21 protein-coding genes and 2 pseudogenes are annotated in these 26,498 nt (G+C 62.0%); 21 read left to right on the top strand and 2 right to left on the bottom strand.

What is annotated here, in order from left to right:
* The first annotated feature begins 15 nt into the window (after nt 1-15).
* The 13 genes and pseudogenes from sseA (at nt 16) to AC1DYF_RS14420 (ending at nt 15,998) form a co-directional block, all read left to right on the top strand.
* The gene (gene sseA, locus AC1DYF_RS14480; RefSeq protein ID WP_477877426.1) at nt 16-894 is read left to right on the top strand and encodes a 3-mercaptopyruvate sulfurtransferase; all 879 of its coding nucleotides are present in this window, start codon (nt 16-18) and stop codon (nt 892-894) included.
* Nucleotides 891-2,267, top strand: a complete 1,377-nt coding sequence (locus AC1DYF_RS14475; RefSeq protein WP_477877425.1) for an FAD-binding oxidoreductase — start codon at nt 891-893, stop codon at nt 2,265-2,267. The genes sseA and AC1DYF_RS14475 overlap by 4 nt, the downstream gene beginning before the upstream one ends.
* Before the next feature lie 24 nt (nt 2,268-2,291).
* Nucleotides 2,292-4,659 (top strand): annotated as a pseudogene (locus tag AC1DYF_RS14470) (molybdopterin guanine dinucleotide-containing S/N-oxide reductase).
* A 183-nt stretch (nt 4,660-4,842) separates the two neighbouring features.
* Complete coding sequence (locus AC1DYF_RS14465) at nt 4,843-6,498, top strand: ABC transporter substrate-binding protein (RefSeq protein ID WP_477877424.1); 1,656 nt, start codon at nt 4,843-4,845, stop codon at nt 6,496-6,498.
* A 19-nt stretch (nt 6,499-6,517) separates the two neighbouring features.
* Nucleotides 6,518-7,528 (top strand): ABC transporter permease, encoded by a 1,011-nt coding sequence (locus tag AC1DYF_RS14460; protein WP_477877423.1) that lies wholly within the window; start codon nt 6,518-6,520, stop codon nt 7,526-7,528.
* Complete coding sequence (locus AC1DYF_RS14455) at nt 7,525-8,373, top strand: ABC transporter permease (protein WP_477877422.1); 849 nt, start codon at nt 7,525-7,527, stop codon at nt 8,371-8,373. The genes AC1DYF_RS14460 and AC1DYF_RS14455 overlap by 4 nt, the downstream gene beginning before the upstream one ends.
* The gene (locus AC1DYF_RS14450; protein WP_477877421.1) at nt 8,352-10,082 is read left to right on the top strand and encodes a dipeptide ABC transporter ATP-binding protein; all 1,731 of its coding nucleotides are present in this window, start codon (nt 8,352-8,354) and stop codon (nt 10,080-10,082) included. The genes AC1DYF_RS14455 and AC1DYF_RS14450 overlap by 22 nt, the downstream gene beginning before the upstream one ends.
* The gene (locus AC1DYF_RS14445; RefSeq protein WP_477877420.1) at nt 10,079-11,161 is read left to right on the top strand and encodes an LLM class flavin-dependent oxidoreductase; all 1,083 of its coding nucleotides are present in this window, start codon (nt 10,079-10,081) and stop codon (nt 11,159-11,161) included. Before AC1DYF_RS14450 ends, AC1DYF_RS14445 begins: the two co-directional genes overlap by 4 nt.
* A gap of 154 nt (nt 11,162-11,315) precedes the next feature.
* A complete protein-coding gene (locus AC1DYF_RS14440) occupies nt 11,316-12,419 on the top strand; it encodes an LLM class flavin-dependent oxidoreductase (RefSeq protein ID WP_477877419.1) in 1,104 nt (367 codons plus the stop codon).
* 87 nt (nt 12,420-12,506) lie between these two features.
* Nucleotides 12,507-13,688 (top strand): acyl-CoA dehydrogenase family protein, encoded by a 1,182-nt coding sequence (locus AC1DYF_RS14435; RefSeq protein ID WP_477877418.1) that lies wholly within the window; start codon nt 12,507-12,509, stop codon nt 13,686-13,688.
* A 46-nt stretch (nt 13,689-13,734) separates the two neighbouring features.
* Nucleotides 13,735-14,727 carry a ketopantoate reductase family protein gene (locus tag AC1DYF_RS14430; RefSeq protein WP_477877417.1) on the top strand — a complete coding sequence of 331 codons (993 nt, stop codon included), beginning with the start codon at nt 13,735-13,737 and terminating at the stop codon, nt 14,725-14,727.
* 34 nt (nt 14,728-14,761) lie between these two features.
* Nucleotides 14,762-15,847 (top strand): LLM class flavin-dependent oxidoreductase, encoded by a 1,086-nt coding sequence (locus AC1DYF_RS14425; RefSeq protein ID WP_477877416.1) that lies wholly within the window; start codon nt 14,762-14,764, stop codon nt 15,845-15,847.
* 19 nt (nt 15,848-15,866) lie between these two features.
* On the top strand, nt 15,867-15,998 hold the full coding sequence (locus tag AC1DYF_RS14420; RefSeq protein ID WP_477877627.1) for a hypothetical protein: 132 nt from the start codon (nt 15,867-15,869) through the stop codon (nt 15,996-15,998).
* Here the strand turns inward: AC1DYF_RS14420 and AC1DYF_RS14415 are convergent.
* Nucleotides 15,950-16,208: pseudogene (locus AC1DYF_RS14415) on the bottom strand (ATP-binding protein); the annotation flags it as partial. The gene AC1DYF_RS14420 and the pseudogene AC1DYF_RS14415 sit on opposite strands and share 49 nt — an antisense overlap.
* A 75-nt stretch (nt 16,209-16,283) precedes the next feature.
* On the opposite strand from AC1DYF_RS14415, the gene AC1DYF_RS14410 reads away from it, so the two are divergent.
* On the top strand, nt 16,284-17,177 hold the full coding sequence (locus tag AC1DYF_RS14410; protein WP_477877415.1) for a dienelactone hydrolase family protein: 894 nt from the start codon (nt 16,284-16,286) through the stop codon (nt 17,175-17,177).
* A 155-nt stretch (nt 17,178-17,332) separates the two neighbouring features.
* Here AC1DYF_RS14410 and AC1DYF_RS14405 read toward each other — a convergent pair whose 3' ends face one another.
* On the bottom strand, nt 17,333-19,057 hold the full coding sequence (locus AC1DYF_RS14405) for a GH32 C-terminal domain-containing protein (protein WP_477877414.1): 1,725 nt from the start codon (nt 19,055-19,057) through the stop codon (nt 17,333-17,335).
* Between the two features lie 136 nt (nt 19,058-19,193).
* Between AC1DYF_RS14405 and AC1DYF_RS14400 the strand changes: the two genes are divergently transcribed.
* From AC1DYF_RS14400 to AC1DYF_RS14370, 7 genes are all read left to right on the top strand, one after another.
* Nucleotides 19,194-20,279, top strand: coding sequence for an ABC transporter ATP-binding protein (locus tag AC1DYF_RS14400; protein WP_477877413.1), 1,086 nt, complete (start codon nt 19,194-19,196; stop codon nt 20,277-20,279).
* A complete protein-coding gene (locus AC1DYF_RS14395) occupies nt 20,279-21,607 on the top strand; it encodes a glycoside hydrolase family 172 protein (protein WP_477877412.1) in 1,329 nt (442 codons plus the stop codon). The genes AC1DYF_RS14400 and AC1DYF_RS14395 overlap by 1 nt, the downstream gene beginning before the upstream one ends.
* 37 nt (nt 21,608-21,644) lie before the next feature.
* Nucleotides 21,645-22,934, top strand: coding sequence for an ABC transporter substrate-binding protein (locus AC1DYF_RS14390; protein ID WP_477877411.1), 1,290 nt, complete (start codon nt 21,645-21,647; stop codon nt 22,932-22,934).
* Between the two features lie 2 nt (nt 22,935-22,936).
* Nucleotides 22,937-23,857 (top strand): carbohydrate ABC transporter permease, encoded by a 921-nt coding sequence (locus tag AC1DYF_RS14385; RefSeq protein WP_477877410.1) that lies wholly within the window; start codon nt 22,937-22,939, stop codon nt 23,855-23,857.
* 4 nt (nt 23,858-23,861) lie between these two features.
* Nucleotides 23,862-24,788 (top strand): carbohydrate ABC transporter permease, encoded by a 927-nt coding sequence (locus tag AC1DYF_RS14380; protein WP_477877409.1) that lies wholly within the window; start codon nt 23,862-23,864, stop codon nt 24,786-24,788.
* 103 nt (nt 24,789-24,891) lie between these two features.
* Entirely contained in the window at nt 24,892-25,911 is a 1,020-nt protein-coding gene (locus tag AC1DYF_RS14375) for a LacI family DNA-binding transcriptional regulator (RefSeq protein WP_477877408.1), read from the top strand.
* Nucleotides 25,912-26,047: 136 nt separating this feature from the next.
* Nucleotides 26,048-26,206, top strand: a complete 159-nt coding sequence (locus AC1DYF_RS14370) for a hypothetical protein (RefSeq protein WP_477877407.1) — start codon at nt 26,048-26,050, stop codon at nt 26,204-26,206.
* Nucleotides 26,207-26,498 lie beyond the last annotated feature (292 nt).

Genomic DNA, 26,498 nt, shown 5'->3' with positions numbered 1-26,498 from the left:
GCTCCGGAGTTTCTCATGTCTCTCCTTCTCGCGAACGCCCTCGTCTCCACCGAATGGCTGGCGGCTCATCTCGCCGATCCCGATCTCGTCATTCTCGACGGTTCCTTCAAGCTGCCGGGGGTAACGCCGATCGCGGCCGAGGATTTTGCTCAGCGTCATATCCCCGGCGCGCGTTTCTTCGATATCGACGCGATTGCCGATCACGAGACGACGTTGCCGCACATGCTGCCATCAGCCGCAGCCTTCGAGCACCATGCCGCCGAACTGGGCATTTCGAATGACAGTCTGGTCGTGGTCTATGACACGCCGGGCCTGATGTCGGCCGGCCGCGTCTGGTGGACCCTGCGCACCTTCGGCCATGACAAGGTCGCGATCCTCGATGGCGGGCTGAAGAAATGGCTGGCCGAGGGCCGTCCGGTGACCGCCGAAATTGCCGTGCCCGTCAACGCACGTTTCCGCGCCACGTTCGACCCGGCCGCGGTACGATCGAAGGCAGAGGTCCTCGCCAATCTGCAAAGCCGCACCGAGCAGGTCATCGACGCACGCTCGGCCGGCCGTTTCACGGCGGAGGAAAAGGAGGCGCGGCCGGGCCTGCGTTCAGGCCATATTCCCGGCAGCCTCAATCTTCCCTTCAATGCCCTCACCGACCCGGCGACTGGTGCGCTTCTCGGCGTGGCGGAGATCCGCAAGGCGTTCGAAACGGCCGGCCTCGATTTCTCGAAGCCGGTCATCGCCAGTTGCGGCTCGGGCGTCACCGCCGCGGCATTGGCTTTCGGACTGCATCTGGCCGGCAAGGATGATGTTGCGATCTATGACGGCGCCTGGACCGAATGGGGCCAGCCGGGCGATACGCCCGTCGATATCGGCACCGGCAAAAGTGCGGATGGCCGATGAGCGCGCTTTCACCCGCTCTTGCCGAGGCGCTTCGCAGCCGCTTCGGCGACCGATTCTCCGCCGCTGAGGCGCTGCGCGAACAGCATGGCCGCGGTGAATCGCATCACACGCCCGAAATCCCCGATGCCGTGGTCTTTGCCGAGAGCACCGAAGAGGTGGCCGAGGTGGTTCGCCTCTGCGCAGCGGAGAACACGCCGGTCATTGCCTATGGCGCCGGCACATCGCTCGAAGGCCATCTGGCGGCGGTGCGTGGTGGCGTCTCCATCGATCTCACGCGCCTGTCCAAGATTCTCCGCGTCAGCGCCGAGGATCTCGATTGCACAGTCCAGGCCGGCGTGACCCGCGAACAGCTCAACACTCACCTGCGGGATATGGGACTGTTCTTTCCCATCGATCCCGGCGCCAATGCTTCGCTGGGTGGCATGGCCTCGACGCGCGCTTCCGGCACCAATGCGGTGCGCTACGGCACCATGCGCGAGAACGTGCTGGCGCTCACCGTAGTGCTTCCGACCGGCAAGATCATCCGCACCGGCGGCCGGGCGCGAAAATCGTCGGCCGGCTATGACCTCACCCGACTATTCGTGGGGTCTGAAGGAACGCTCGGCATCATCACCGAAGTGACGGTCAGGCTTTACGGCATTCCGGAGACGATTTCGGCAGCGCTCTGCTCGTTCGAAACCGTCGAGCAGGCCGTCAATGCGGCGATTGCGGTCGTGCAGCTCGGAATTCCCGTGGCCCGCATGGAATTGATGGATCGCGGCCTGATCGCAGCCGTCAATGCCTATTCCAATCTTTCATTGAAGATTGAGGATACGCTCGCGTTCGAGTTCCACGGCTCTCCTGCCGGTGTGCAGGAACAGGTCGAGATGGTGGCAGCGATCGTCGAGGAGCATGGTGGTAAGGATTTCGAATGGGCCACCACGCCGGAAGAGCGCAACCGGCTGTGGAAGGCGCGCCATAACGCATTTTACGCCGTGGTCTCCCAGCGGCCGAATGCCAAGGGCTGGTCCTCGGATGTCTGCGTGCCGGTCTCCGAGCTCAGTGGCTGTATCGTCAAGACGCGCGAACTCCTCTTGGGTTGCCCCGTTCCGGCGGCTATCCTCGGCCATGTCGGCGACGGCAATTATCACGTCGTCTTTGCCGTCGATCCAGCGAATGCGCAGGAAATCGAAGAGGTCGCGGCCATCAATAAAAAGATGGTGCAATATGCGATCTCGGCTGGCGGCACTTCGACCGGAGAGCATGGCGTCGGCACCGGCAAGATTGCCTATCTCCGCCAGGAGCACGGCGATGCCGTCGACCTTATGGCCGTGATCAAGAACGCCATCGATCCTAGGGGGATCATGAATCCGGGTAAGATCTTGCCCGGCTAGGATTTTGTGTCCGGAAACCGCGCCATGACTATGTTCAAGACCCATAGCTCACATTGGGGAGCGTTCTCCGGCCGCCATCGGGACGGAAAACTGGAGATCCGCGCCCATCCCGACGATCCGAATCCCTCGCCTTTGCTGGGCAACCTGCCTGCGATTGCCGACAGCCCTGTGCGCATCCGGCGGCCGGCGGTCAGGCGCGGCTGGCTTGAAGGAAAGCTCGGCAATGCGCAGAAGCGCGGGGAAGACGACTTTGTGGAAATCGGCTGGCCGCAAGCGCTCGACCTTGTCGCCAATGAACTTCGGCGCGTCTATCGGGACTTTGGACCCCGATCCGTGTTCGGAGGGTCCTATGGCTGGGCCAGCGCCGGACGGTTCCATCATGCGCAAAGCCAGGTTCACCGCTTCCTGAACCTGCTGGGCGGCTATGTGAAATCCGTCAACACCTATAGTTCCGGTGCGGCGATGGTGATCATTCCGCATGTGCTCGGACCCTACGACCATTTCGAGCGCAAGAGCGTTACCTGGGACGCGATCGAGCGGAGCACCCAACTGGTCGTCGCCTTCGGGGGCATGGCGATCAAGAATGCGGATGTGCATGGCGGGGGCAACAGCCAGCATATCGTGCCGGACAGGCTCAAGGGTGCCCGCGCGCGGCGCGCGCTTCGTCCTCGTCAGCCCGTTGCGCGATGATTTCCTCCCAGAGGCAAATGCCGAATGGCTGGCGATCCTGCCCGGCACCGATGTCGCGCTGATGCTCGGGCTGGCGCATGTGCTGGTCAGCGAAGGCTTGCACGATCGCGGTTTTCTCGACCGCTATACAGTCGGCTATGAGCGTTTCGAGGACTATCTCCTCGGCCGATCCGATGGCGTGGAAAAGCGGCCGGAATGGGCATCCGGCATCTGCGGCATCGGCTCCGACGTCATCAAGGATCTGGCGCGAGCCATGGCAGGCTCCCGGACGCTGGTCACCGTCAGCCATTCGCTGCAACGCGCCGACCATGGCGAGCAGCCGGTCTGGATGGGCATCACGCTGGCCGCCATGCTCGGACAGATGGGGCTGGACGGCGGCGGCTATTCGTATTCTCTGGGAGCCTTGGGCAATACCGGCAAACGGCAGCTCGCCGTTCCCCTGCCCACCTTCGGGCAATTCCGGAACTCAGTTTCGGATTTCATTCCTGTCGCACGTATTGCCGATATGCTGCTCAATCCTGGCCAGGCATTCAACTATAACGGCCAAGCGCTCCACTATCCCGATATCCGGCTCGTCTATTGGGCGGGCGGCAATCCGTTTCACCACCACCAGGATCTCAACCGGCTGCGGGCGGCATTCAGGCGGCCCGATACGATCATCGTCCATGAATCAGCCTGGACGTCTTCGGCACGCCACGCCGACATCGTCCTGCCTGCCACGACGACGCTCGAGCGCGACGATATCGGCGCGGCCCAGGGCGACCCGCTGATGATCGCGATGAAGAAGCTGATCGAGCCGGTCGGCGAAGCGCGGGACGATTATGAGATCTTCTCGGCAATAGCGCAGGGTCTTGGCACATTCGAGGCATTCACCGAAAATCGGACAAGCAGGGAATGGCTTGCTCTGCTCTACGAGCCGACGCGCCAGGCGCTCGCGGCAAGCGGGCACGAGGCGCCCGACTTTGAGACATTCTGGGAACGCGGAGAGCTGCTGCTGCCGCTTCAACCCGACGATGGCGGCCCGGCGAGCGCCTTTCGAGAGGACCCGGTCGGAGCCTCGCTGCCAACCCCGTCCGGCAAGATCGAGATCTTTTCGCAGGTGATCGACAGCTTCGGCTATGACGATTGCCGTGGTCATCCGCGATGGTACCCGCCTAGGGCGGAAGCAGCGGCCGATGAAAACGCCTATCCGCTCCATCTGGTCTGCAATCAGCCGTACCAGCGGCTGCACAGTCAACTGGACTACGGCGAGTTCAGCCGCTCGACCAAGATCAAAGGGCGGGAACCCATTCGCATCAACCCGGCCGATGCTGCCGAACGGGGCATCTCGGATGGCGACATTGTCAGGCTGTTCAACGCGCGCGGCGCCTGCCTGGCGGCGGCTATCCTCAGCGAAAGCGTCCGGCGGGGGGTGATGCAGCTCGCCACGGGGGCATGGTTCGAACCGGACGATCCGAGCGCCGGCAAGGCCATGTGCATCCACGGTAACCCGAACATCCTCACCCGCGATATCGGAACTTCCCAGCTGGCGCAGGCCTGCACCGGACAGCTTACCCGGGTCGAGGTCGAGCGGTTCGATGGCGAGCTGCCGCCGGTACGGATTCTCCAGGAAATGCGGTTCGCGGATGATCACCAACCCTCTAGCCAGGGGAGCGAGAGCATGAATGATCCGGCGGCTTCCCAATCGGTCAATCGACCTTAGAGTTGTAGCAAACCGCATTGTCCAGATCCCACCAGCCCGGAAAAGTCGATTCCCCACATCATCCGGGCCTTGAAAATAAAATCTATAAATTTAGTGTAAAAAGAATAACCTGTCTTTCTCTTCCGATTTTCCATGCTAGGGTGTGCATCATGATCCGCTCGGCAACCAAGACAGGACCGCATCATGACCGACTGCAATTTTACGCTTTCTCTTTCACGGCGCCGCCTGCTGGCTGCCACCTCCGCGCTGGCAGCCGCCTCTGTGGTCAGCTCAGTGGGGTTCAGCCCGGTCCTGGCCGCAGACAACCCGGCCGAGGGCGGCGACATCATCTTCCTGATTGATTCGCTGGGCGATACCTGGGTGCCGAACAACAGCGCCATCTCCAGCTTCCAGGGCCATATCTGGGGCCATGTGACCGATAAGCTCATCTATGTCGATGCCGAGGGCAAGGTCAGCCCCTGGATCACCGAGCGCTGGGAACAGAACGACAAGGCGACCGAATTTACGCTTCACCTCAAGCCGGGCGTGACTTTCTCCGACGGAACCCCGCTCGATGCATCGGCGGTGGTCGCCAATCTCGACATCTGGTATGCCGGCCGCAAGAAGGAGGGCATCAACCCGATCGGCTTGTTCCCGAAGACCTATGATCATTCCCAGGCGGTTGATGCGGCCACGGTGAAGGTCTTCTTCAAGAAGCCGACGCTCGGCTTCATCCCGACGCTCGGCTACCATGGCTCGATCCTGATTTCTCCCAAAACCATCGCGCAGCCCGCCACAGACCAGGCGGACCTGAGCAAAACATCCGGCAGCGGTCCCTATGTGGTCGATTCCTGGAAGGACGGCGATTTCGTCAAACTGGTCAAGCGCAAGGACTACAATTGGGGGCCGGCGGCCGTCGGGCATACTGGACCGGCCCATCTCGACACGATCACCTATAAGCTGGTCAACGAGCCCTCACTGCGCGTCGCCGCCGTCCAGTCCGGTCAGGCCGATATCGCCTACAACGCCTCGCCGCAAGAGCTGCAGTCCCTCAAGGAGGCGGGCTTCGTCATCGCGACGCCGCGCTATCTCGGTTTCGTCAACGGTTGGGCAATCAATACCAAGCTCGCGCCCTATGACGACCTGAAAGTACGTCAGGCTCTGCAGGCCGCCATCAATCGCCAGGAGATTATCGACACCGTCTATACACCCGACTGGAAACTGGCGACGTCGCTCATTCAGAGCAACGTGCCTGGCGCGACCGACCATAGCGATCTCTTGGCTTACAACCCCAGCAAGGCGGAAAAACTCCTTGATGAGGCCGRCTGGGTCAAGGGCGCCGACGGCATCCGCGCCAAGGACGGCAAGCCGCTGGAGCTGGCTCTCAACTCCAATCCCTACCTGGCAACGTCGAAATCGGTCGATGAGCTCATCGCCCAGCAGCTCGGCAAGATCGGCTGGAAAGTCAGCATCCGGGCCTACGACGTCGTCACGTTCGGCGAGAAGGTCAAGTATGGCGGCCCGGCCGTGCCGGCCTACGAGGTGACGCGCAGCTTCATCGACGCCGGCACCGTCGCCGGCATCCTGACCAATGCCAATAACGGCGAGAACTGGTTCGCCCTCGATGAGCGGGACAAGACGCTCAACGACCTGCGCGACAAGATTGCCGGCGCGGGCTCCGTCGAAATCCGCAAGCCGCTTCTCGACGAGCTGCAGAAATACGTCCTCGAACAGGGTTACTTCATCCCGCGAACGCAGATCGTCCAGCGCATCTACGTGCAGTCTCCGAACCTCAAGGGCGTGACCTATAACGGCGTCGCCTATGCCAGCTACTACACGGCCACGAAAACCACCGTGTAATGTGAGGAGGGCGACCGGCATGAACAGTGCCTACCGAAGCTACGCCGCAAAGCGTTTCGTCCAGGCGGTCATCGTGATCCTGCTGGCCTATGTCTTCACCTTCGTCGTCGTCAGTATCCTGCCGGGCGACCCGATCACCAACGTCCTCCGCAACCCCCAGAGCGGGTTTACGGAGGACGAGATCAAGGAGATCATCGCCGCCCAGGGCCTGGACAAGCCGGTGCTTGTCCAGCTCTGGTCGTCCCTGTCCAGCTTCCTGACCGGTGACCTCGGCATATCCATGCGATCGCATCGGCCGGTCGCGACATTGATAGGCGAAGTATTGCCCTCGACGCTGGTCCTGGCGGTTTCGGGCCTCCTCGTCGCACTGGTGCTGGCGGTGACGATCTCCTACGGAACCCGGTTCGTCCCCAAGCGCTTCGGCCAGGGCCTGCTACGGGGCTTTCCGTCACTGTTCCTGTCGGTCCCCAATTTCGTGTTGGGCCTGATTTTGATTCACGTCTTCGGCTTCCAGCTCGGCTTCTTCCGGGTGATCGAGCCGGACAGCTTCTGGGCCACCGTTTTCGCGGCAATCACGCTCGGCATCCCGATCTCCGCCCAGATCGCCGAGGTGCTGATTGCCAATCTAGATCATGAATCGGGGCAGGAATATGCTGCCGTCGCGCGTAGTCGCGGGCTGAGCAAGATGCGCCTTTTCACCAGGCATCTGCTCAAGCCATCCTCCCTTCCCGTCGTCACCGTGATCGCGCTGACCATCGGCGAACTGCTCGGCGGCTCACTGATCACCGAGACGGTGTTTGGACGCACGGGCATCGGCAGCCTCGTGCAGCGCTCGGTGAGCAGCCAGGACCTGCCCGTCCTGCAAGCCATCGTCTCGCTGGCGGCCGTGGTTTTTGTGGTCGTCAACCTGATTGCGGACCTGACCTACCCGCTGCTTGATCCGCGCGTGAAGCTTGTCGGCGCACCCGGGCGTACCCCAACCACCGCTGACGAAAGCTCCGCCGGCGTTTCCGGGGCGGTGACGTCATGAGCATGGCTTCCGACTATTTTAACGCCCGCATCACGGCGACCAAAAGACTGACGGCTTTGCGCGTGCCGGTGAGCGTGGCGTTGTCGTTTGCGGTCGTGGCGCTTGTGATCGCCTGGTCCCTGGCGCCGGGCCTATTCACCAGCCATGATCCCATCAACGGCGTGCCGGCGCACAAGCTCATGGCGCCCAGTTTTGCTTACTGGTTCGGAACCGACCATCTGGGGCGCGACCTCTATACCCGCGTCGTCTATGGCACGGCCTCTTCGGTGTCGAGCGCGCTGATTGCCGTTGCCATCGGTGTTGTCGCCGGCGGCATTATCGGCCTCCTGGCTGGATTTCTCGGCGGCCGGGTGGACACCACACTCGCCCGGCTCGTCGACGTCCTGCTGGCGATCCCCAAATTCCTGCTTGCCGTCATCGTCGTCACCGCGATCGGCTTCGCCACCACCAATGCCGCCATCGCAACCGGGGTCTCGGCGGTCGCCGTCTTCGCCCGCGTCATGCGTTCAGAGGTCATCAAGACGCGGGCTGCGACGTTCGTCGAGTCTTCGTACCTTCTGGGCGGCTCGCGTTGGCATATCCTTTGGCGTCACGTCCTGCCGAATGCGTCGCTCTCGGTGCTGCCGCTCGCCGTGCTTTATTTCGGCGATTCGATCCTGGTGATCGCCAGCCTTGCCTTCCTCGGTTACGGCGACCCGCCGCCTGCCTCCGACTGGGGCCTGCTGATCTCGATCGGCAAGGATTATCCCAAATGGCCATGGCTGGTCTACGCACCCGCCTTCGTCACGATCGCCACCGTCCTCTCTGTGAACAGGATCAGCCGATGGTTACGCAAGACAGACTGAGCACGACCCTTTTCCGCGCCGGCACCGCCGGACCGAAGCCGCAGCCACCCGCCAGCCTTCTCCGGGTCGACGGCCTGTCCGTCTCCTATGGGCCGAACGAGGTCGTCAGGAATGTCGGCTTCGAATTGGGCCGTGGCAAAAGCCTCGCACTCATCGGCGAGTCCGGATCGGGCAAGTCGACCATCGCCCGCGCGCTGTTGCGGCTACTGCCGGGCCGCGGGCATGCGGCTGGCCGCGTAGAGTTTGACGGCCAGGAGCTGCTGGCGCTTCCCGAGCGCCGTTTCCGGCCGCTGCGGGGGCGGGCCATCGGCTTTGTTCCGCAGGACCCCGGCAATGCGCTCAACCCGGTGCGGACGATCGGCGCCCAGGCGATGGAAGCCGCTGCACTCCTCGACGAGCCCGACAAGGCGATCCGCAAGGAGCGCATTCTGGAGGCCTTTGCCCAAGTCGGGCTCGACAATCCCCGGCGCGTCTATGACTCCTATCCGCATCAATTGTCCGGCGGCATGCTGCAACGCGTGCTGATCGGGCTTGCCGTTCTCCCCCGTCCGTCGCTGTTGGTCGCCGATGAGCCGACCTCGGCGCTCGACGTCACGATCCAGAAACGCATTCTCGACCTGCTGTCGCGATTGCAGCATGAGCTGGATATCAGCCTGCTGCTTATCACCCACGACCTGGCGATTGCCGCCGAGCGGGCGGATTCGCTGGTCGTGCTGAAGGACGGCGTGGTGCAGGAGGCGGGCAGTACGGCGACCGTCTTTTCCTCGCCCGCCTCTGCCTATGCGAGGAAGCTGCATGCCGACGTTCCGGCCCTGAACCCGGACCGCTATGCCCGCCTGCGCGATCTCGGTTTCCGTTTGCTCGACGCCGGCACGGGCAAGGCTCCGAAGATAGAGGTCAGCGCCATCACCAAGACTTTTGCGGTCGACGGAAGGGCCGTAACGGCCGTCGACGACGTGTCGTTCAGCGTTCCGGCCGGCACCACGCATGCGCTCGTCGGCGAGTCGGGCTCGGGCAAGACGACGACCATCCGGCTGTTGCTCGGGCTGGACCAGCCCGACAGCGGCAAGATCTCGGTGGCGGGAGAACAGCTCACCGGCCGCTCGCAGGGGTCGCTGCGCGCGGTCTGGCGCCAGCTTCAGTTCGTCTACCAGAATCCCTTCACCTCGCTCGACCCGACCTGGAAGATCGAGCAACTGGTGCGCGAGCCGCTCGACCGGTTCGGGATCGGAACCCGCGAAGAGCGGGCCGAGCAGGTCCGCCGGGCGCTCGCCGATGTCGGGCTCGGGGAGCATCTGCTCTCCCGCAAGCCCGAAGCCTTGTCGGGCGGCCAGCGCCAGCGCGTGGCGATTGCCCGGGCGCTGGTCCTCAAGCCCGATGTGATCGTGCTCGACGAACCCACCTCCGCGCTCGATGTCAGCGTCCAGGCCGATATCGTCGAGGTGCTGCTGTCGCTGCAGGCCAATCTCGGCCTGACCTATATCTTCGTGTCCCATGACCTGGCGCTGGTGCGCCAGCTCGCGCACACCGTCTCCGTGATGTATCGCGGACGCGTGGTCGAACAGGGGCGCGTCAGCGACATCTTCGACAACCCGCAGCAGCCCTATACCGTATCGCTGCTGAAATCGATCCCGTCGGGCGCCGCCCCGGTCGCCGGCGTACCAAGGCCGCAACCCCGGCGGACCGTCAATCAGGTACAGATCGCATGAACATGACCGCACCTGCCAGAACCGAGCCCCAGCCGTTCCGTCCGAAAAGGCGGCTCGGCTTCAACACCCGGGTGTCCTTCAACGACGACGCCGGCGCAGCCCAAGGGCTACGCGACGGCATCGAACTGTACAAGGCCGCCGAGCATCTGGGCTACCAGTCGGGCTGGGCCTATCAACGGCATTTCGATCATTACCTGTCTTCGCCGCTGCCCTTCTTCGCCGCGGCCGGCCAGCATGCCAGGCGCATCACGCTTGGGTCAGCGGTCATTCCGATGCGCTACCAGGACCCGATCCTGCTCGCCGAGGCGGCGGGTACGACGGACCTGCTGATCGACGACCGCCTGGAGCTCGCCATCTCGACCGGCGCCAATGCGGCCTTCGACGCCGTCTTCGGCACGGTCGACACCGATGCCCGCACGGAGGCGAAACACCGTCAGGCGCGTTTCCTCGCCGCGATCTCGGGCGAGGTCCTGCATACCGTCACCGAACCGGGTCAGGGTGCGCCGAAGGGCGCCGAACTGCGGGTGACGCCACACAGCCCTACCCTGCGCTCCCGCATCCGGCAGGGCTCGGCCAGCCTTGGCTCAGGGATACAGGCCGCCGAACTCGGGATCGGGCTGATCTCGGGCACCGTCCAGCACGACCACGCGGAAGACGAGAGCTTCGGGCAATACCAGGCCCGCATCATCGAGGCCTATCGCAGCACCTGGCGCAGGATATGGGACAGCGAGCCGCCACCGGTCGTGGTCGCCGCCTCGATCCTGGTTGGCACGACCGCAGAGCTCCGCGAGAAATATGCCGCCTATGACCTTGAGCGCCGCACGCTCGGCATTGCCGCTTCCCGTCCGAAGGGTGCGCTTGCCCCGCCGGCGCAGCCCGCCGGGGCGCAGATTTCGCCGGTCTTCCAGGGCACGCCGGATCAGGTGATCGAGGACATGTTCGCCGATCCGGGCCTGGCGGCAGCCGACGAGGTCGTCCTGTTCCTGCCACCCGCCTTCGGTCTGGCCGAAAACCTGCGCCTGCTGGGCGATCTAACCGAGACCGTTGCGCCCGCACTGGGATGGTCTCCGTCATGGTGAGCGTGCTGCAGAATTGTCAGACACAACCAATTTAGGGGTGGCAATCAAGGATCATTTTCTATAGTTTTGCTAAATAAAGAAAGACCAGTCTTCCTCTCTGCGCTGCCGCGCAGCAATGTCGCAACAAATATACGGCAACCCATAGGAGCCCACGATGACCGCGGAATTCATCAGCGTCAGCTTTCCCAACGCATCGAACGACCTCAACCCAATTCCCGACGCGCCTGTGGATCCCCGCTATCTGGAGCGGTATTCGCGCGCGCTCGACGACTATGGCTTCCATTATACCCTGCTGCCCTATTCCTCGTCATCGTTCGACCCCTTCACGCTCGGCGCCACTGTGCTGGCGCATACGAAGAACCTGAAAATCATCGTCGCGCTGCGGCCGAACACCGTCTATCCGACGGTCGCGGCCAAATCGCTGGCAACGCTTGACCAGCTGAGCGGCGGGCGTGTCGTGGTCCACTTCATTGCCGGCGGCAATGACGAAGAGCAGGCGCGCGAAGGCGATTTCCTCAGTAAGGAGGAGCGCTATGAACGCCAGGAAGAATATATCCGCATCCTGCGCCTGGCCTGGACGTCGAAAGAACCCTTCGATTTCGATGGCAAGCACTATCAGTTCAAGCAGTTCCGCAGCGCGGTGCGCCCCACGCATGGAACCATCCCGATTTCGCTCGGCGGCTCGTCTGATGCCGCCTACCGGATCGGCGGCGCGCTCGGCGATATTTTCGGCCTCTGGGGCGAACCCCTCAAGGAGACGAAGGAACAGATCGACCGGGTCTATGCCGAAGCTGCCAAAGCGGGCCGGACGGATCGCCCGCGCATCTGGGTTACCTTCCGCCCGATCGTGGCCGAGACCGACGAACTGGCATGGCAAAAGGCCCATAAGGTCGTGGACCAGCTGAAGGACAACCGAGAGAAGGGCCTCTCGCGCTCGCCACTTTCAGCAGCGCGCCCTGCCAATGTCGGATCGCAGCGGCTGCTCGACATAGCCGCGCGCGGCGATGTGCATGACCGCGCCCTGTGGTATCCGACGGTCACCGCGACCAACGCCGCCGGCGCCACCACCGCGCTGGTCGGATCGCCGCGCACCATCGCGGACTCGATCCTCGATTACATCGATCTCGGCGCCGATCTCATCTCTATCCGCGGCTATGACAATTTCAACGACGCGGTCGATTACGGCCGCTACATCCTGCCGCTGGTGCGGGAGGGCATTCGCGAGCGGGAAGCGCTCAAGAAATCGGCGGCCGCCTGATCCTCCCGGCTGGACCGCCGACAAGGGAGCGGCGCGGGTCCCGACCACGCCGACACGCTGCTGGAATAATCAGAAGGCTTGAACGACATGCCCTACGACAAAAGCGCGCTCGACGCGGCTCAACAGGTACTTTCGGACAACGCTCCCGAGGCGGATCGCACAGGTCAGTTTCCCTGGGCAGGTATCAATGCCGTTCATGAATATGGCCTGCTCTCAAGCACTGTCGCCACCCGCCACGGCGGCGATGGAGGCACGCTTTACGACGCCGCCGAGATCCTGGCGGCCCTGGGACGGGGCGACCCGTCGGTCGCGCTGATCAGCGCCATGACCATCTTCAGCCATCTTGTCCAGGCGGAGAAAGGCCATTTGCCGGAGGGCCTCTACAATCGCCTGCTGGCGGAAGGCAGGCAGCGGCCGCTCTTGCTCAATGCCGCCCGGGTCGAGCCCGAACTCGGCTCGCCCGCGCGCGGCGGCCTGCCGGCAACCCGCGCCCGTCGCACCGCAAACGGCTGGTCGATCACGGGTCGCAAGCGTTTCGTCACCGGCGCCTACGGCCTGACTCATTTTCTGGTCTGGGCCCATACCGACGAAACGCCGGCCCGGGTCGGAACCTTCGTCGTGCCGAACGGACTGCCCGGCATTCACGTGATCGAGAACTGGAACAGCCTCGGCATGCGCGCCACGGGTTCGCATGACGTCGAATATACGGACGTGGCGATTCCGGCGGAAAACGTGCTGGAACTCGTCGATCCGTCTGTTGCCCAGCAGGACAATCGGGCGCATGCGGCGATGACTTTGGCCTTGACGGCGATCTATCTCGGTGTGGCCGAAGCCGCGCAGGAGGCGTTCATCCGCTTCGCGCATGAACGGGTTCCGACCAATCTGGGCCACCCGATCGCCCGCACGGAGCGCTTCGTCACGCTCTCGGGCGAAATCGACCTCCTCGTCTCCGGTGCCCGGGAGATCATTTTCGACACCCTCAGAACCGGCTTGGGCAATCCGGAAAGACTTGTGCGGGCGCGCCTGACTGCCGGGCGGCAGTTGCGCGATGCGGTCCAGATTGCTGTGCGCGGCCTTGGCAATCCCGGCCTGGGCTCCGACCTGGGGCTCGAACGGCATTTTCGCGACATTCAGGCCGTGCTCGTCCACGCTCCACAGGAGGACACATGCATATCGATGCTCGGCCGCGCCGCCTTCGACCGGTGGAATCGAGAGAAGGCTGCCGTGGTACGGCATCCGGCAGAACTGCAAATCCTGAAGTCCGCGTGAAGCGCTGGCAACCGCCTGCAATCAATCTCGATCCTGGCAGACACATATGACACGCTACATCATCATTGGCGCAGGCGCGGTGGGCGCAAGCCTCGCCGCCGAGTTCGAGACCGCGGATATCCCCTATATTCTGGTGGGACGTGGCGCGCAGATCGCTCACATCGCTCGAAACGGCCTGTCCTATCGCCGCCCGAACGAGACGCGCATCGTTCGGCTCAACGCGATCGACACCGGAACCCCACCGGCGCTCAGGCCAGACGACATCCTCATCCTGACGGTCAAAGCGCAGGATGTCGAAGCCGCCACCGACTTCTGGGCTTGGCGCGACGTCGAAGGCGCAGACCCCGCGGGCCTCGCTGGCCTCGCATCGGAACTGCCGCTGGTGACGCTTCAGAACGGGCTGGCGGCCGAGGATATCGCGCTCCGGCGCTTCGCCCGCGTCTATGCCGCCAGCATCCTCGTCCCCGCGCGATACACCGTGACCGGCGAGGTCGCCGTGGATGCCGCGCCGAATGTCGGCGTCGTCACGCTCGGACGCTACCCTGAAGGCCTCGATGATACGGCAACGGCGATCGTTTCCGACCTGACGAAGGCGGGATACCTCGCCGAAGCCCGCCCGGACATTCGCCGCTGGAAGGCCGCCAAGCTGCAGCACAATGTCGCCAACGCCATCGAGCTTTTCGCCGGCCCACCGGAGGCCCGCGCACAAGCCGCAACCGAGCTGGCGGTCGAAGCGCGACATGTCCTGCTTGCCGCCGGCTACGACCCTGCAGCCCCTTCGGAGCGTGGGATCGACATTTCCGGCTGGCAGGTCAGGCGTAGCGGACCCGGTCCCGGCCAGCAATCGACATGGCAAAGCTTCGTACGCGGCACATCGAGCGAAGTCGACTATCTGAACGGCGAGATCGTGCGTCTCGGGCGGCTTCACGGCGTCGCGACGCCGCTCAATGCCGCCTTTCAGCGGGCAGCGGCGAGGCTTGCGCGCGATGGCGGCAAGCCAGGCTCGCAAGATATTCCCACGGTCGAACAGCCAGCTTGACGACCAACGATCCTGGACGCAGGTTGGCGTGAACATGAGCAGTCATTCCGAATTCCTCTGGTACATCCCCAACGACGTCAAAGCGGGCCATCGCGGAGACGTTGCAGCGGAAGACCATAACAGCCTCGACACCCTGACGGCGCATGCCAGGACCATAGAGGAGCATGGCTGGAAGGGTGCCCTGATCGGCACCGGCTGGGGTCGCCCCGATACATTCACCATCGCGACCGCGCTTCTCGCGCGAACCACCACGTTCGAGCCCTTGATCGCCATCCGTCCCGGCTACTGGAAGCCTGCACACTTTGCCGCTTCTGCCGCCACGCTTGACCAGTTGAGCGGCGGGCGCGTGCGGGTCAACGTTGTGTCCGGCCAGGACGAGCTGGCCGCCTACGGTGACAACGAAGGCGACCAGGCACACCGCTACGCCCGGACGAAGGAGTTCATGCGCCTGATCCGCCGTCTTTGGACCGAGGAGAATGTCACCTTCACCGGCGAGCATTTCCAAGTCGCCGGGTCCACGGTCGCGCCGAGGCTGGAACGCCGCGGCGAGCGGCTGCATCCGAAACTCTATTTCGGCGGCGCCTCGGACGCGGCCGAGCGGGTGGCTGCCACGGAGGCTGACGTCCAGCTTTTCTGGGGCGAACCTCTCGACGGTATCCGGGAGCGGATAGAGCGGTTGAAGACACTCGCCAAGACGCTCGACCGCGACATCGCGCCACTGGAATTTGGCCTCAGGATCACGACCCTGTTGCGGGACACGACGAGCGAGGCCTGGGCGGATGCGGAAGCAAAGGTCGCCAGGATGGCCGAAGGCAAAGCCGGCAGCTGGCAGGACCATCGTCAGTCGGTAGCGGTTGGCCAGCGCCGCCTTCTGGATCTTGCCGCGCGCGGAGACGTGCTGGACGACAATCTCTACACCGCACCGGGGAAGTTCGGTGGCGGCGGCGCGGGCACAACATGGCTGGTCGGTTCAGCCGAAGACGTCGCCCGCTCACTGCGCAAATATCAGGACGCCGGCATCACACATTTCGTGCTGTCCGATACGCCTTACCTTGCGGAGATTGAGCGTCAGGGCGATCGATTGCTGCCACTGATCCGGAACACAAGCATATCGACATGATGGTCATCAAAGCCCCGACATGTCCGGAGTGATCACCAGACTCTGGCTTGTGAAAATTTCGGAAGTGCCGTTGCAATATGAACGCGACATGCATGCCGGCTATTCACCGAATGCCGGGTTGGTGCTGACGCCGATGGAGGTGCGCTCATAAGGGCCTGCTGATCCGCTGGGGCAGCAGCTGCGCTCCCGCTTGGGCGAATGACGGGTAGCCGGGCTCATCGAGGATAATGAAGTCGAGACGGGTGCGATGATCGGCAATGCGTCCCCGCTTGCCGCCGTGTGCCTACACATCCAGCCGATTGACGAGATCGATGACGTTGAAGAACCGACCGCGTATTGCGTTGCGGATAAGTGCCCGGGCCGGACATGATTTGGTCGACTTTACCCGAGACCATACGGGCTCGCGGCGATGGCCGCGCCTTCCTGGAGTCATTGCATGTTCCGCTTGTTCTCCTTTGTCGCTGCCGCCTGCCTCTTCATGCTCTCGGTGCTTGGCGCCGAGGCATTGAGCGCTGAGAAGCAAAGCCTGCCTCAGACGATTCATTTTCCCGGACCGAACGGCCAGGACCTGGTCGGATACTTGTTCCTTCCCCCAAAATTTACCGGCCGCATCCCGGCGATGGTCCTGATGCACGGCCGCGCCGGCCCCTATTCCAGCGCCGCCCACGGGATTTACGATGCAACGACCCTGTCCAAGCGGCACGTGTTCTGGGGCCGCTTCTGGGCGGATCACGGTTATGCAGCACTGCTGGTAGACAGTTTCGGACCGCGCGGTTTTGCCAGCGGCTTTCCAATTCATTCCTATGACGACCGTCCCGAGGCTGTGAACGAGGTTACAGTACGTCCGCTCGATGCCTATGCCGCGCTCGCCTATCTGCGCACCCGGCCCGATATCGACGGACAGCACATCGCCCTTCAGGGCTGGTCCAATGGCGGCAGCGCCACGCTTGCCAGCATGGCCGATGTAACGCTGAAGTCTGTCGGACTGGAGGCGAAGAACGGCTTTCTCGGCGGCATCGCCTTCTATCCGGCCTGCGGCCTGCATGGCGTGTTCGACAATCGCTTCGTGACCTATGCGCCTGTGCGAGTCTTCAGCGGCGACAATGACGAAGAGGTCTCGGCCGCCCATTGCAGGCGGCTCGTCGATGCCGCTCATGCGCTCGGCGCCGATACTGCGATTACGATCTATCCCGGGGCCACCCATGATTTCGACGATCCCGGCAAGAAGCGCCAGAGCGTCGAGGCCAATGCGGATGCCAAAGCCGATGCGGTGCCAAAGGCGTTGGCGTTTGTGCGCGGCCTGTTCGGAACCAGCGCGCCGGCCAACTGAGGCGGCGAAGATAAGACGGTGGCGTCTGGACGGCCGAGGAACAGGGGACGGTCTACACCTCGAAAGCCAACCGAAAAAGATGGTGGCAGAGGGGATCAAGCACATCAGCTTGGAACAAAAGAGCACTGAAATCAATCAGTCGGCGCCCACGCTATTCACGCCCACGCGGAGTTACAGTTCCACGCTTCGCAGGTTTCGATGTGGAAGGGCTCGGCCGGCACCAGCTCGAGCGAAGTGAGCCCTGTGATCTTGTAGGTACGACGTGTGCCGCAGACCGCGCCGCCGTTCGCAAAAACCTCGACGACTCCGCGGTCGAAAAACAGCGTCAGCTGTTCGAGCGTTAGTGGTGCTGAACGGTACCTGATATCACCTGTATCCTCGGCGACCGTTAGTTCGAGTCTGCCCGAGATGTGCGTCAGCCTGAAGCTCTCTCCACCTACGCTCTGCCCGGTGATCTGAATTCCATCCAGATTGCCTGCCAACGATAATTCAATCGGACGATCGGGTTCGCATGCGAATTGATAGGGCGCGGTCTGCGTAAGCGCGCGTGAGCGCAGGCGCTGATAGCCCTCTTCCGGCATCATTGTCAGGTGCGATTGGGCATCGAGGCCGAGGACGCGCGGCAGGGACATTTCGCCGCTGTAAGGCGAACCGGCGGGCTTGCGGAATTCCCAATTGAAGAGCCAGGCAAATGCAATCTGGCGCTCCTTTGCCCGAAAACTCTGCATCGCATAAAAATCCGTACCGAAGTCCAGTTCCTGTAGCTCCTCGGATAGGGGCTTAAAGCGGTCGTCTGCAAAATTGCCGACTTGAGCGTAGAGGAGATTGTGGCGTCCAGTCTCCGGCTCGGTGTAGCCGACGAAACCCATCACAAGCACAAACCGGCCGTCGAGTTCGAAGAAGTCCGGGCACTCGACGCAACGCGCGCCGTGCCGCCGGAAATGTTCGGGGGCGCGATAGAGGACCGACAGGAATTGCCAATCATTGCCGTCCTCGGAACCATATAGCAACACCGCGGGGTCGCCGTCGATCGCGGCTCCAAGCACCATTCGGTATGCTTGGCGTTGGACGTCGTACCAGACCTTGGGATCGCGGAAGTCATGAGCGCTCCCAGGAGCACCGTCGACGAGCACCAAACGGTTGGCGTCGGGGCRAAGCATGTCGTTAGACGGCGCGACCTTCTTCTGCACTTCCTTGTAGTCCTTGAAGAGGTCGTACGCTGGCAGGCGCTCCGTGTAATAGAAGCTTGGAGCGCCATCTTTGTCGACAAAGGCACTGCCGGAGAATGCTCCACCTGTGGCACCGAGCGACCAAAGATTTTGTTCCGGATGCAGGAACACCGGGAGATGGGTCCAACGATAGAGATCGTCACTGACGGCATGACCCCAGTGCATCGGCCCCCATTCGGACTCGACGGTATGGAATTGGTAAAACAGATGATAACGACCATCGATGAAACACAGTCCATTGGGATCGTTCATCCACGCCTGAAACGGTGAGAACCGCAACTGTGGCCGGTTGGGATCGCTTTCGTACCAATCCGGCCAGCCAGCCTTTGGCCGGGCGATGACGCCACCCTCGCGAACTTCCAAGAAAGTTACGCCCTTCTCGGCCACCTGCGCAGGATCGAAACTGTAGAACAGCGGTATTTCGATCGCGTTATCGTCCCATTCCAGCGTCAGCGGGCCGTCGGCATGATGCGTATAGGAATAGAACTGGAAATAGGGCGGCAGCGACGCGATCCGGTAAACGACCCAATCGCCGACACACAGAACGAACGTCTCCTCGCCCTTCTCGACGCCAGCTTCCCCGGGCTTTTGCCGAGCCCAGATTTCGAACCGCGATCCCCGCCCTGCATCCAATTCCACCCTGTTCTTCATTCGCTCCTCCTGTTGCGGACAGCGCCTCGCTAACCGCGCTTGACAAAATGTCGACGTCGATATTTACTGTCGACGTCGACATTTGGCAAGCCCGCAGTTGGAGCACTGCATCACCTGACCGGTCGAGGAGGAGAACATGGCTGATTTACACCTTGAGAGCGTCTCGAAATCCTATGGCGCGGCGACCGTGATCCGCGGCATCGATCTCGAAATCCCGTTCGGCGAATTCGTCGTTTTCGTCGGACCGTCCGGCTGCGGGAAATCCACCCTGCTGCGCATGATCGCCGGGCTTGAACCGATCTCTGGCGGCGTGATCCGCATCGGCGGAACAGTGGCAAACCTTCTTGAGCCCGCCGAGCGCGGCGTCGCGATGGTTTTTCAGTCCTATGCCCTCTATCCGCATATGACGGCCTATAAGAACATGGCCTTTGGTCTGAAGATCGCCGGGCTCGACAGGAACGAGATCGATGAGCGCGTTACCCGTGCCGCCAAAATGCTCCAGATCGAGGAATTGCTGCACCGTATCCCCAAGGATATGTCGGGCGGCCAGCGCCAGCGGGTCGCGATCGGCCGCTCGATCGTGCGCGAACCCCGCCTCTTCCTCTTTGATGAACCGCTGTCCAACCTTGATGCGGCGCTGCGCGTTCAGACGCGCATCGAGATCGCCAAGCTGCATAAGATTGTCGATGCGACGATGATCTACGTGACCCACGATCAGGTCGAGGCGATGACGCTGGCCGATCGGATCGTGGTGCTCAATCAGGGCATGATCGAGCAGGTCGGCTCCCCTCTCGAACTGTACCGCACGCCGGCAAATCTGTTTGTCGCCGGTTTCATCGGCAGCCCGAAGATGAATTTCCTTCCGGTGACCATCCAGCGCGACGGCGAGCAATCGGTGGCGCGCGGTATGCTCGGCGCAGCCACACCGGCACCTGCCGGCACTTCCGGGCCTGCAACATTGGGCGTGCGACCGGAAGGTCTTGTCTTGTGCGAACCGCAACAGGGTTTTCTTCGGGCGCGCCTGCAGTTCGAGGAGCATCTCGGCGAGCATCGCCTGATCTATGCGCAGACGAGCGAGGGCATCGATCTGATCGCCAAGGAGGCCGATGGGCCGGCTCTCGCCGAGGATGCCTTGCTTCACTTCCGGTTTGCGCCAGAGAGCGCTCATTTCTTCGGGCCGGACGGAAATCGTCTCGGTCACTCAACCAAGGGGACCCATTAATGACGACTAGCAATCCAGGACATTCGATGCTTGCCGACCTCGCGCGCGTCAAGGACGCGCGGACAGGCCGCCTCTCCAGCTGGGATCAGGAGGGCAAGAACCAGGACTATTGGCTCATCCCGCCCAACTCGACCGTTCGCCTCGCCGAAATCGAGGGGCCTGGCTGCATCACGCATATTTGGATGACGCAATTCTGCCGTCGCGTGCTCGGCGCGGGTCTGATTGATCCGACTGCAGGCAATTGGGTCGCGCCGGTGTTCGAAATTCACAACGCGCTCGGCCTCAACTGGGAGGTCGCCGATCCGCACTATTATCGCAAGGTATTGCTCAAGATCTATTGGGACGGCCAGGAAATCCCCTCGGTCCTCGTTCCGCTCGGCGACTTCTTCTGCACCGGTCATTCGATGCCAGGCAACTTTTCCTCGCTGCCGATCTCGGTCTCGTGCAAGCCGGAGGAACGCTACCGCTTCGGCGGCAGTGCCGCATTCAACAGTTACTTCCAGATGCCCTTCGGCAAGCGTGCGATTATCGAAATCGAAAACCAGAACGATGTCCCCTATGGCCAGTATTTCTACATCGACTTTGAGCGCTACGAAGCGCCGCTCGCCGACGACATCGCCTATTTCCATGCTTCCTGGCGACGTGAGAACCCGTGTGGTGGTTGGGGCCCCAACCTGCAGACCAACAGTCCCGAAACCAACATTCCCAATCTCGACGGCAAGGAAAACTATGTCATCCTCGAGACCGAGGGGCACGGCCAATATGTCGGCTGCAATCTCTCGGTCGCGCATTTCCAGGGTTCATGGTGGGGTGAAGGCGACGAAATGATCTTCGTCGACGAGGACACCTGGCCGCCGTCGATCCATGGCACCGGCACCGAGGACTATTTCAACCACGCCTGGGGAATGCAGAATAACGCCTTTCTGATGAATGGCTCGGTGATCCATGAAAGCATCGTGCCCGGCTATCAGGTTTCCTATCGTTTCCATCTCACCGATCCCGTCCGGTTCAAGAACCGCATTCGCGTGACGATCGAGCATGGCCATGCCAACCACCTCAGCGACGACTGGGCTTCGACCGCCTATTGGTACCAGACCCTTCCCTCTCCCAAACTCACCATCCTGCCTGTCGAGCAAAGGCTGCCGACGCCCCCGGGCGATCGCGCGCCCGAACGGATGGCACGCGAACGTCTCACCGCCGAGCAAGCTGCACAGATCGACGCCGCCGATCAGCGGTTCCGAACCTATAGCGAACTGCGTGAAGTCGAGATCGAAAAGAAGCTGGAGACGACACGCCGGCGCTCGGCCGCGAATGTTTCAACACGTTGAGTAACAGGCCGTCATCGGCTCTTTGGAGGAGGAGAAAATGAGCATGAACAGACGAGACTTTCTTGCCAGGACAACGGCTCTTGCGACGGGCGCACTGATGCCGGCCATGTTCCCGATCAGGGCGCTGGCCGGTGTTCCGGCCAAGGACACCACTGCGCACCTTTCGACCTATAACTGGGGCAATCCGTCGGAGGCGAAGGCCTATGGCCAAGCCTTCGAACGGTTCCGCAAGGCCTATCCGAACGTCACCGTGCAGGATAACATCGCGCCGATCTCGTCATGGTCTGATTATGCCGACAAGCTGGTGACCCAGATTGCCGGCGGCAATCCCCCCGACATCATCAATATCGCCATCGAGGGCGTACGGCTGGCCGTCGACAAGCAGCTGCTAAGGCCGCTTGACGATCTTATCGCCGCAGACCCGGACGCCACGGCGCTGGTGGACAAGATACCCGCCAAGCTGAAGGACGCCCTGACCGTCAATGGCAAACTCTACGAGATTCCCAATGGCGCACAGACCATGGTCATCCACTACAACACCCGGATCTTCAAGGAGGCGGGCGTCGAGCCGCCCCGCCCGGACTGGACATGGGATGACTTCGTTGCCATTGCCAAGAAGCTGACGACTGGGCAAGGGGACAAGAAGGTCTATGGCTATGGCCTGCCGTGGTTCAATTTCGCGATCCATCCCTGGTACCTGACCAACGGCACTTATCCGGTCACGCCGGATTTCAAGCATTCCAACCTGAACAACCCCAAGGTTCTCGAAGTCGCGAAGTTCATCCATTCGCTGGTCTACGAGCATGGCGTTTCGCCGGACCCGATCGGGCTCAATGTCTATGATCAGTTCGCCGCCGGGCGGTTCGCCATGGTCGGCGCTGGCCGCTGGCCGGTGACCGGCTGGGTCGCAAACGGCTTCACCGATTTCGACATCGTGCCCTGGCCGCGCAAGGAGACCGCGGCAACCGTGTTCGGCTGCGGCGGCTGGGGCATCAGCCCGCAATCCAAAAACCCTGAATTGGCTTTCGAAGCGATCAAGCAGTTGATATCGCTCGAAACCGTGACGGCGCTGATGGAAATCGGCCAGCAAATTCCGATCTACGAGGAAGCGGCGAAGAAGGAGAGTTTCCTGTCGGCACCGAAGAGCGCGCCGGTCTTCTTCGAGGCGTTGAAGACGGCAAAGCCAGTGGCGGCACCGGCTTTCTTCAACACGCTCGATCGCATTCTCGGCCGCACCTTCGATCAGATCATCACCGAGGAACTGTCGCCCGAGGATGCGTTGGCCGCGGCCCATGAGGAGCTCGAAGCCGAGATCCAACGGAGTTGATCATGAGCAAGATCGCAAACGATCAGGCGGCGGGTTGGTTCTCGCCGCAAAACCGCAAGGAGACGATCGCGGGTCTTCTATTCATCGCCCCGGCCTTGATCGGCTTTGCGGTATTCGTCGCAGGGCCGATGGTCGCCACGGTGGTTCTGAGTTTCATGAAATATGATCTGTTCAGCAGTCCACGTTTCGTTGGGCTGGACAATTTCAAAGCGATGGTCGCCGACAGGCGGCTTTGGAAGGTCTTCGGCAATACGGCCTTTTTCGCTGTTTTCGCAGTGGCCGGCAACGTCGGCCTCGGCATCGTGCTTGCGGTTCTGCTCAATCGCAATATGTCGAAGACGGTGCAATATGCCTACCGCGCGGCCTATTTCTTCCCGTCGCTGGTGGGTCTGATCTTCGTTGCCGTCATCTGGCAGTTTCTGTTTCAGCGCGACATCGGCGTCATCAACTACTATCTCGGTCTCGTTGGCATCGCACCCGTGCGTTGGCTCTCGAGCGCGCGCAATGCGGTATGGTCAGTCATCATCCTCGACATCTGGAAGAATGTCGGCTTTGCCATGCTGATCGCGACTGCGGGACTGCAGAGCATATCGAAGGACTACTACGACGCCGCACGCGTGGATGGATCGAGCAGCTTCAGGACCTTCTGGCAGATCACCGTGCCGCTGCTCTCGCCAACCATCCTGTTCCTGGCGACGATGAATACGATCGGTGCCTTCAAAGTCTTCGAGTCTATCGTGGTGCTGACCAATGGCGGGCCGGGCGACGCGTCCCGCAGTCTGGTCATGTACATTTACGAGCAGGGCTTCAAATCCTTCAACATGGGTTACGCCTCGGCAGTTTCACTGCTGCTGGTCGCAGTGACGGTCATCGTTACCGCCATCCAGTTCGGCGCTTCCAAGCGGTGGGCTTTCTATGAATAGACCGATGACCATCTCATGGGACCTGGCTCCTTCTGGTCAGCTGGCCAGTAAACTTTCGCCGGAAACACGTGCGCTGCTTGCAAGGCTGCGTACAATAATGGTCTACGTCGTGCTCGGGCTCGGCGCATTGCTGATGGTGGCACCCTTGCTGTGGATGTTCACCACCAGCTTTCGTCCGGTGTCAGAAGCCTTCTCGCTTCCGCCGCGCTGGCTGCCGGGCTTCAATTCCAGCTTGGAAAGCTATCGCCGGCTGCTAGCCTCCGACGTGCCGATTGGCCGCTTCTTCTGGAACTCGACCGTACTCGCCACATCGGTGACGCTCGGCTATGTCGCAACGACGACCATCGCCGGCTACSCCTTCGCGCGGCTCCGATTTCCATTCAAGAACGCGCTCTTCGTCCTGCTATTGGTCTCCCTGATGGTGCCAATCCAAACCATGTTGGTGCCGCTGTTTCTGCTGATGCGCGGTCTCGGCCTCGTCGACAGCCAATGGTCGATCATCGTTCCCGGCCTCACCGGAGCATTCGCACCCGGCATGTCGGGCGTGTTCGGCATCTTCATGATGCGGCAGTTCTTCCTGACGCTTCCCAAGGAACTGTTCGAGGCGGCACGCGTCGACAATGCCGGACATTTCCGGACATTCTGGGCGATCGCCGTGCCGCTGGCAGGACCGCAGATTGCGGCGCTTTCGGTGATCATCTTCACCATGACGTGGAACGACTATTTCATGCCGCTGGTTTTCCTGAGCTCGGTCGACCAGATGGTGCTGCCCGTCGGCATCATGTCGATCCGTGATCCCGTCGGCAACTCGTCGGCCACTTCGGAAGTGATCGCGGCGGTGTCGCTGTCGATCCTGCCGGTTCTCATCGTCTTTCTAGTCGCACAACGTTGGATCGTCGATTCCTTCGTCCGCGCGGGTGTGAAAGGCTAACAGGGGTATGCGTGAACCGCTGGAGCCCATGGTCGCAGGCGCTGCTAAGATGCTATCTGTGCATCTGAGCAGCGTTTTGCGCGCAGAGACTTGAGGGAACAGAATGGTCAGCATCAAAGACGTTGCCGCACTCGCCGGCGTGTCGGATCGAACGGTATCGCGCGTGGTCAACGGCGAGGCCTTGATCCGACCGAAAACCAAGAAAAAAGTGCAGAAGGCGATCGAGACACTGGGCTACGTCCCGAACCAGGCGGCGCGATTGATGCGCACCAGCCGTTCTAATGTGCTTGGCTTGATCACCGATGTCGTTTCGACGACGCCGTTTTCAACCGACATCGTCCGCGGTATTCAAGATGCGTTGGATGGCACGTCCTATACTTTGCTGACGGTGAACACTTCCGCCAATCCGATAAAGGAGCAGCGTGCCTGGCAGATTTTCCGCGAGCATGGCATTGGCGGTGTATTCTACGTGACGATGTTTCATCGCCACGTACCGCCGGAGACGGAATTTCCGAATACGCCGACCGTCCTGGTAAACTGCAGCGCCCCCGACCAGGCTTTGCCTTCGATCGTGCCAGACGACTATCAAGGCGGTCTCGATGCTGTGCGCCATCTCGTCGAGCAGGGGCACCGAAAGATTGCCTATGTGGTGCTGAATGAACTGATCCTGGCGGCCGACCTTCGCGGCCGCGCATTCTTCGATGGGTTGGCGGCGGCCGGCATCGACGTGCGAAAGGAATGGATCGTCCCCGGGCGCGTGGGTGCCATATTTGCCGACAAGCTTGTGGCCTTCGAGAACGCACGACGCATTCTCAGCAATCCAGACCGACCGACGGCGGTTGTTTGCGGCAATGACGAAATCGCGCTGCAGGTCTATTGCGCCGCCACGGATCTCGGGTTGCGCGTGCCCGATGATGTCTCCATTATCGGATTTGACGATTTCCAAGTCATCACGACGGGCCTCCAGCCGCCCCTGACGACCATGGCATTGCCCTATCGCGATATGGGCGCTCTGGCCGTTCGAATGCTGCTCGACATCATCGCGGGCCAGCCCCCGAAAAAGAAACATGTCGAGTATCGCTGCGATCTTGTCGTTCGCAACTCGGTTTCCGCGCCAAAATAGCTGACGCTCGATCCGCTGACCAGCTCCTGATCCCGGCGGTCCCCAGCAGCGTGCTCCCGCGGCTCAAGCCGATGGCGTCTCCGGCCCCCGGCTTGACGGCGACATCGAAGCCGAGAAGGACCGCATCGCCCAGCAGATGGAACTGTTCAAGGCGGTGAACGCCCCCTGCATCGTCTACGGTGAGACCGCTGGTACAATTCGGGGTGACCGCAATGCGCCGCTGTCGACGAAGCACAAACTCTCCCAAGACGAGGTCCGGGTCTGCGGTCACAAGATGAATCAGTTCGGCGAATAGTACGCGGAACAGAGCATTGGCCGATGCGGTGCCATCGTTGGCACCCGATGATCACATCTTCGACTCACACCAAAATCATGGTCCATCGCCAGAGAACCATGGTGAGGCGATCGCCAGGACTCTGCACCCCGATCAAGTCGCTCACTGAACCGCGCCGGATTTGCCGGAGACCCCAACTCGTGAGAAGTAGGGTCTATGACAAGCAAGACGACGAACAAATTTTCCCCTGAAGTCCGCGCCCGCGCCGTTCGAATGGTGTCGGAACATGAGGCCGAACATTCTTCGCGATGGG

This window comes from Rhizobium sp. P2_G9, from assembly GCF_056403475.1.
The sequence above is the reverse complement of the archived record's forward strand: the minus strand, read 5'-3'. Positions and strand labels throughout refer to the sequence as shown.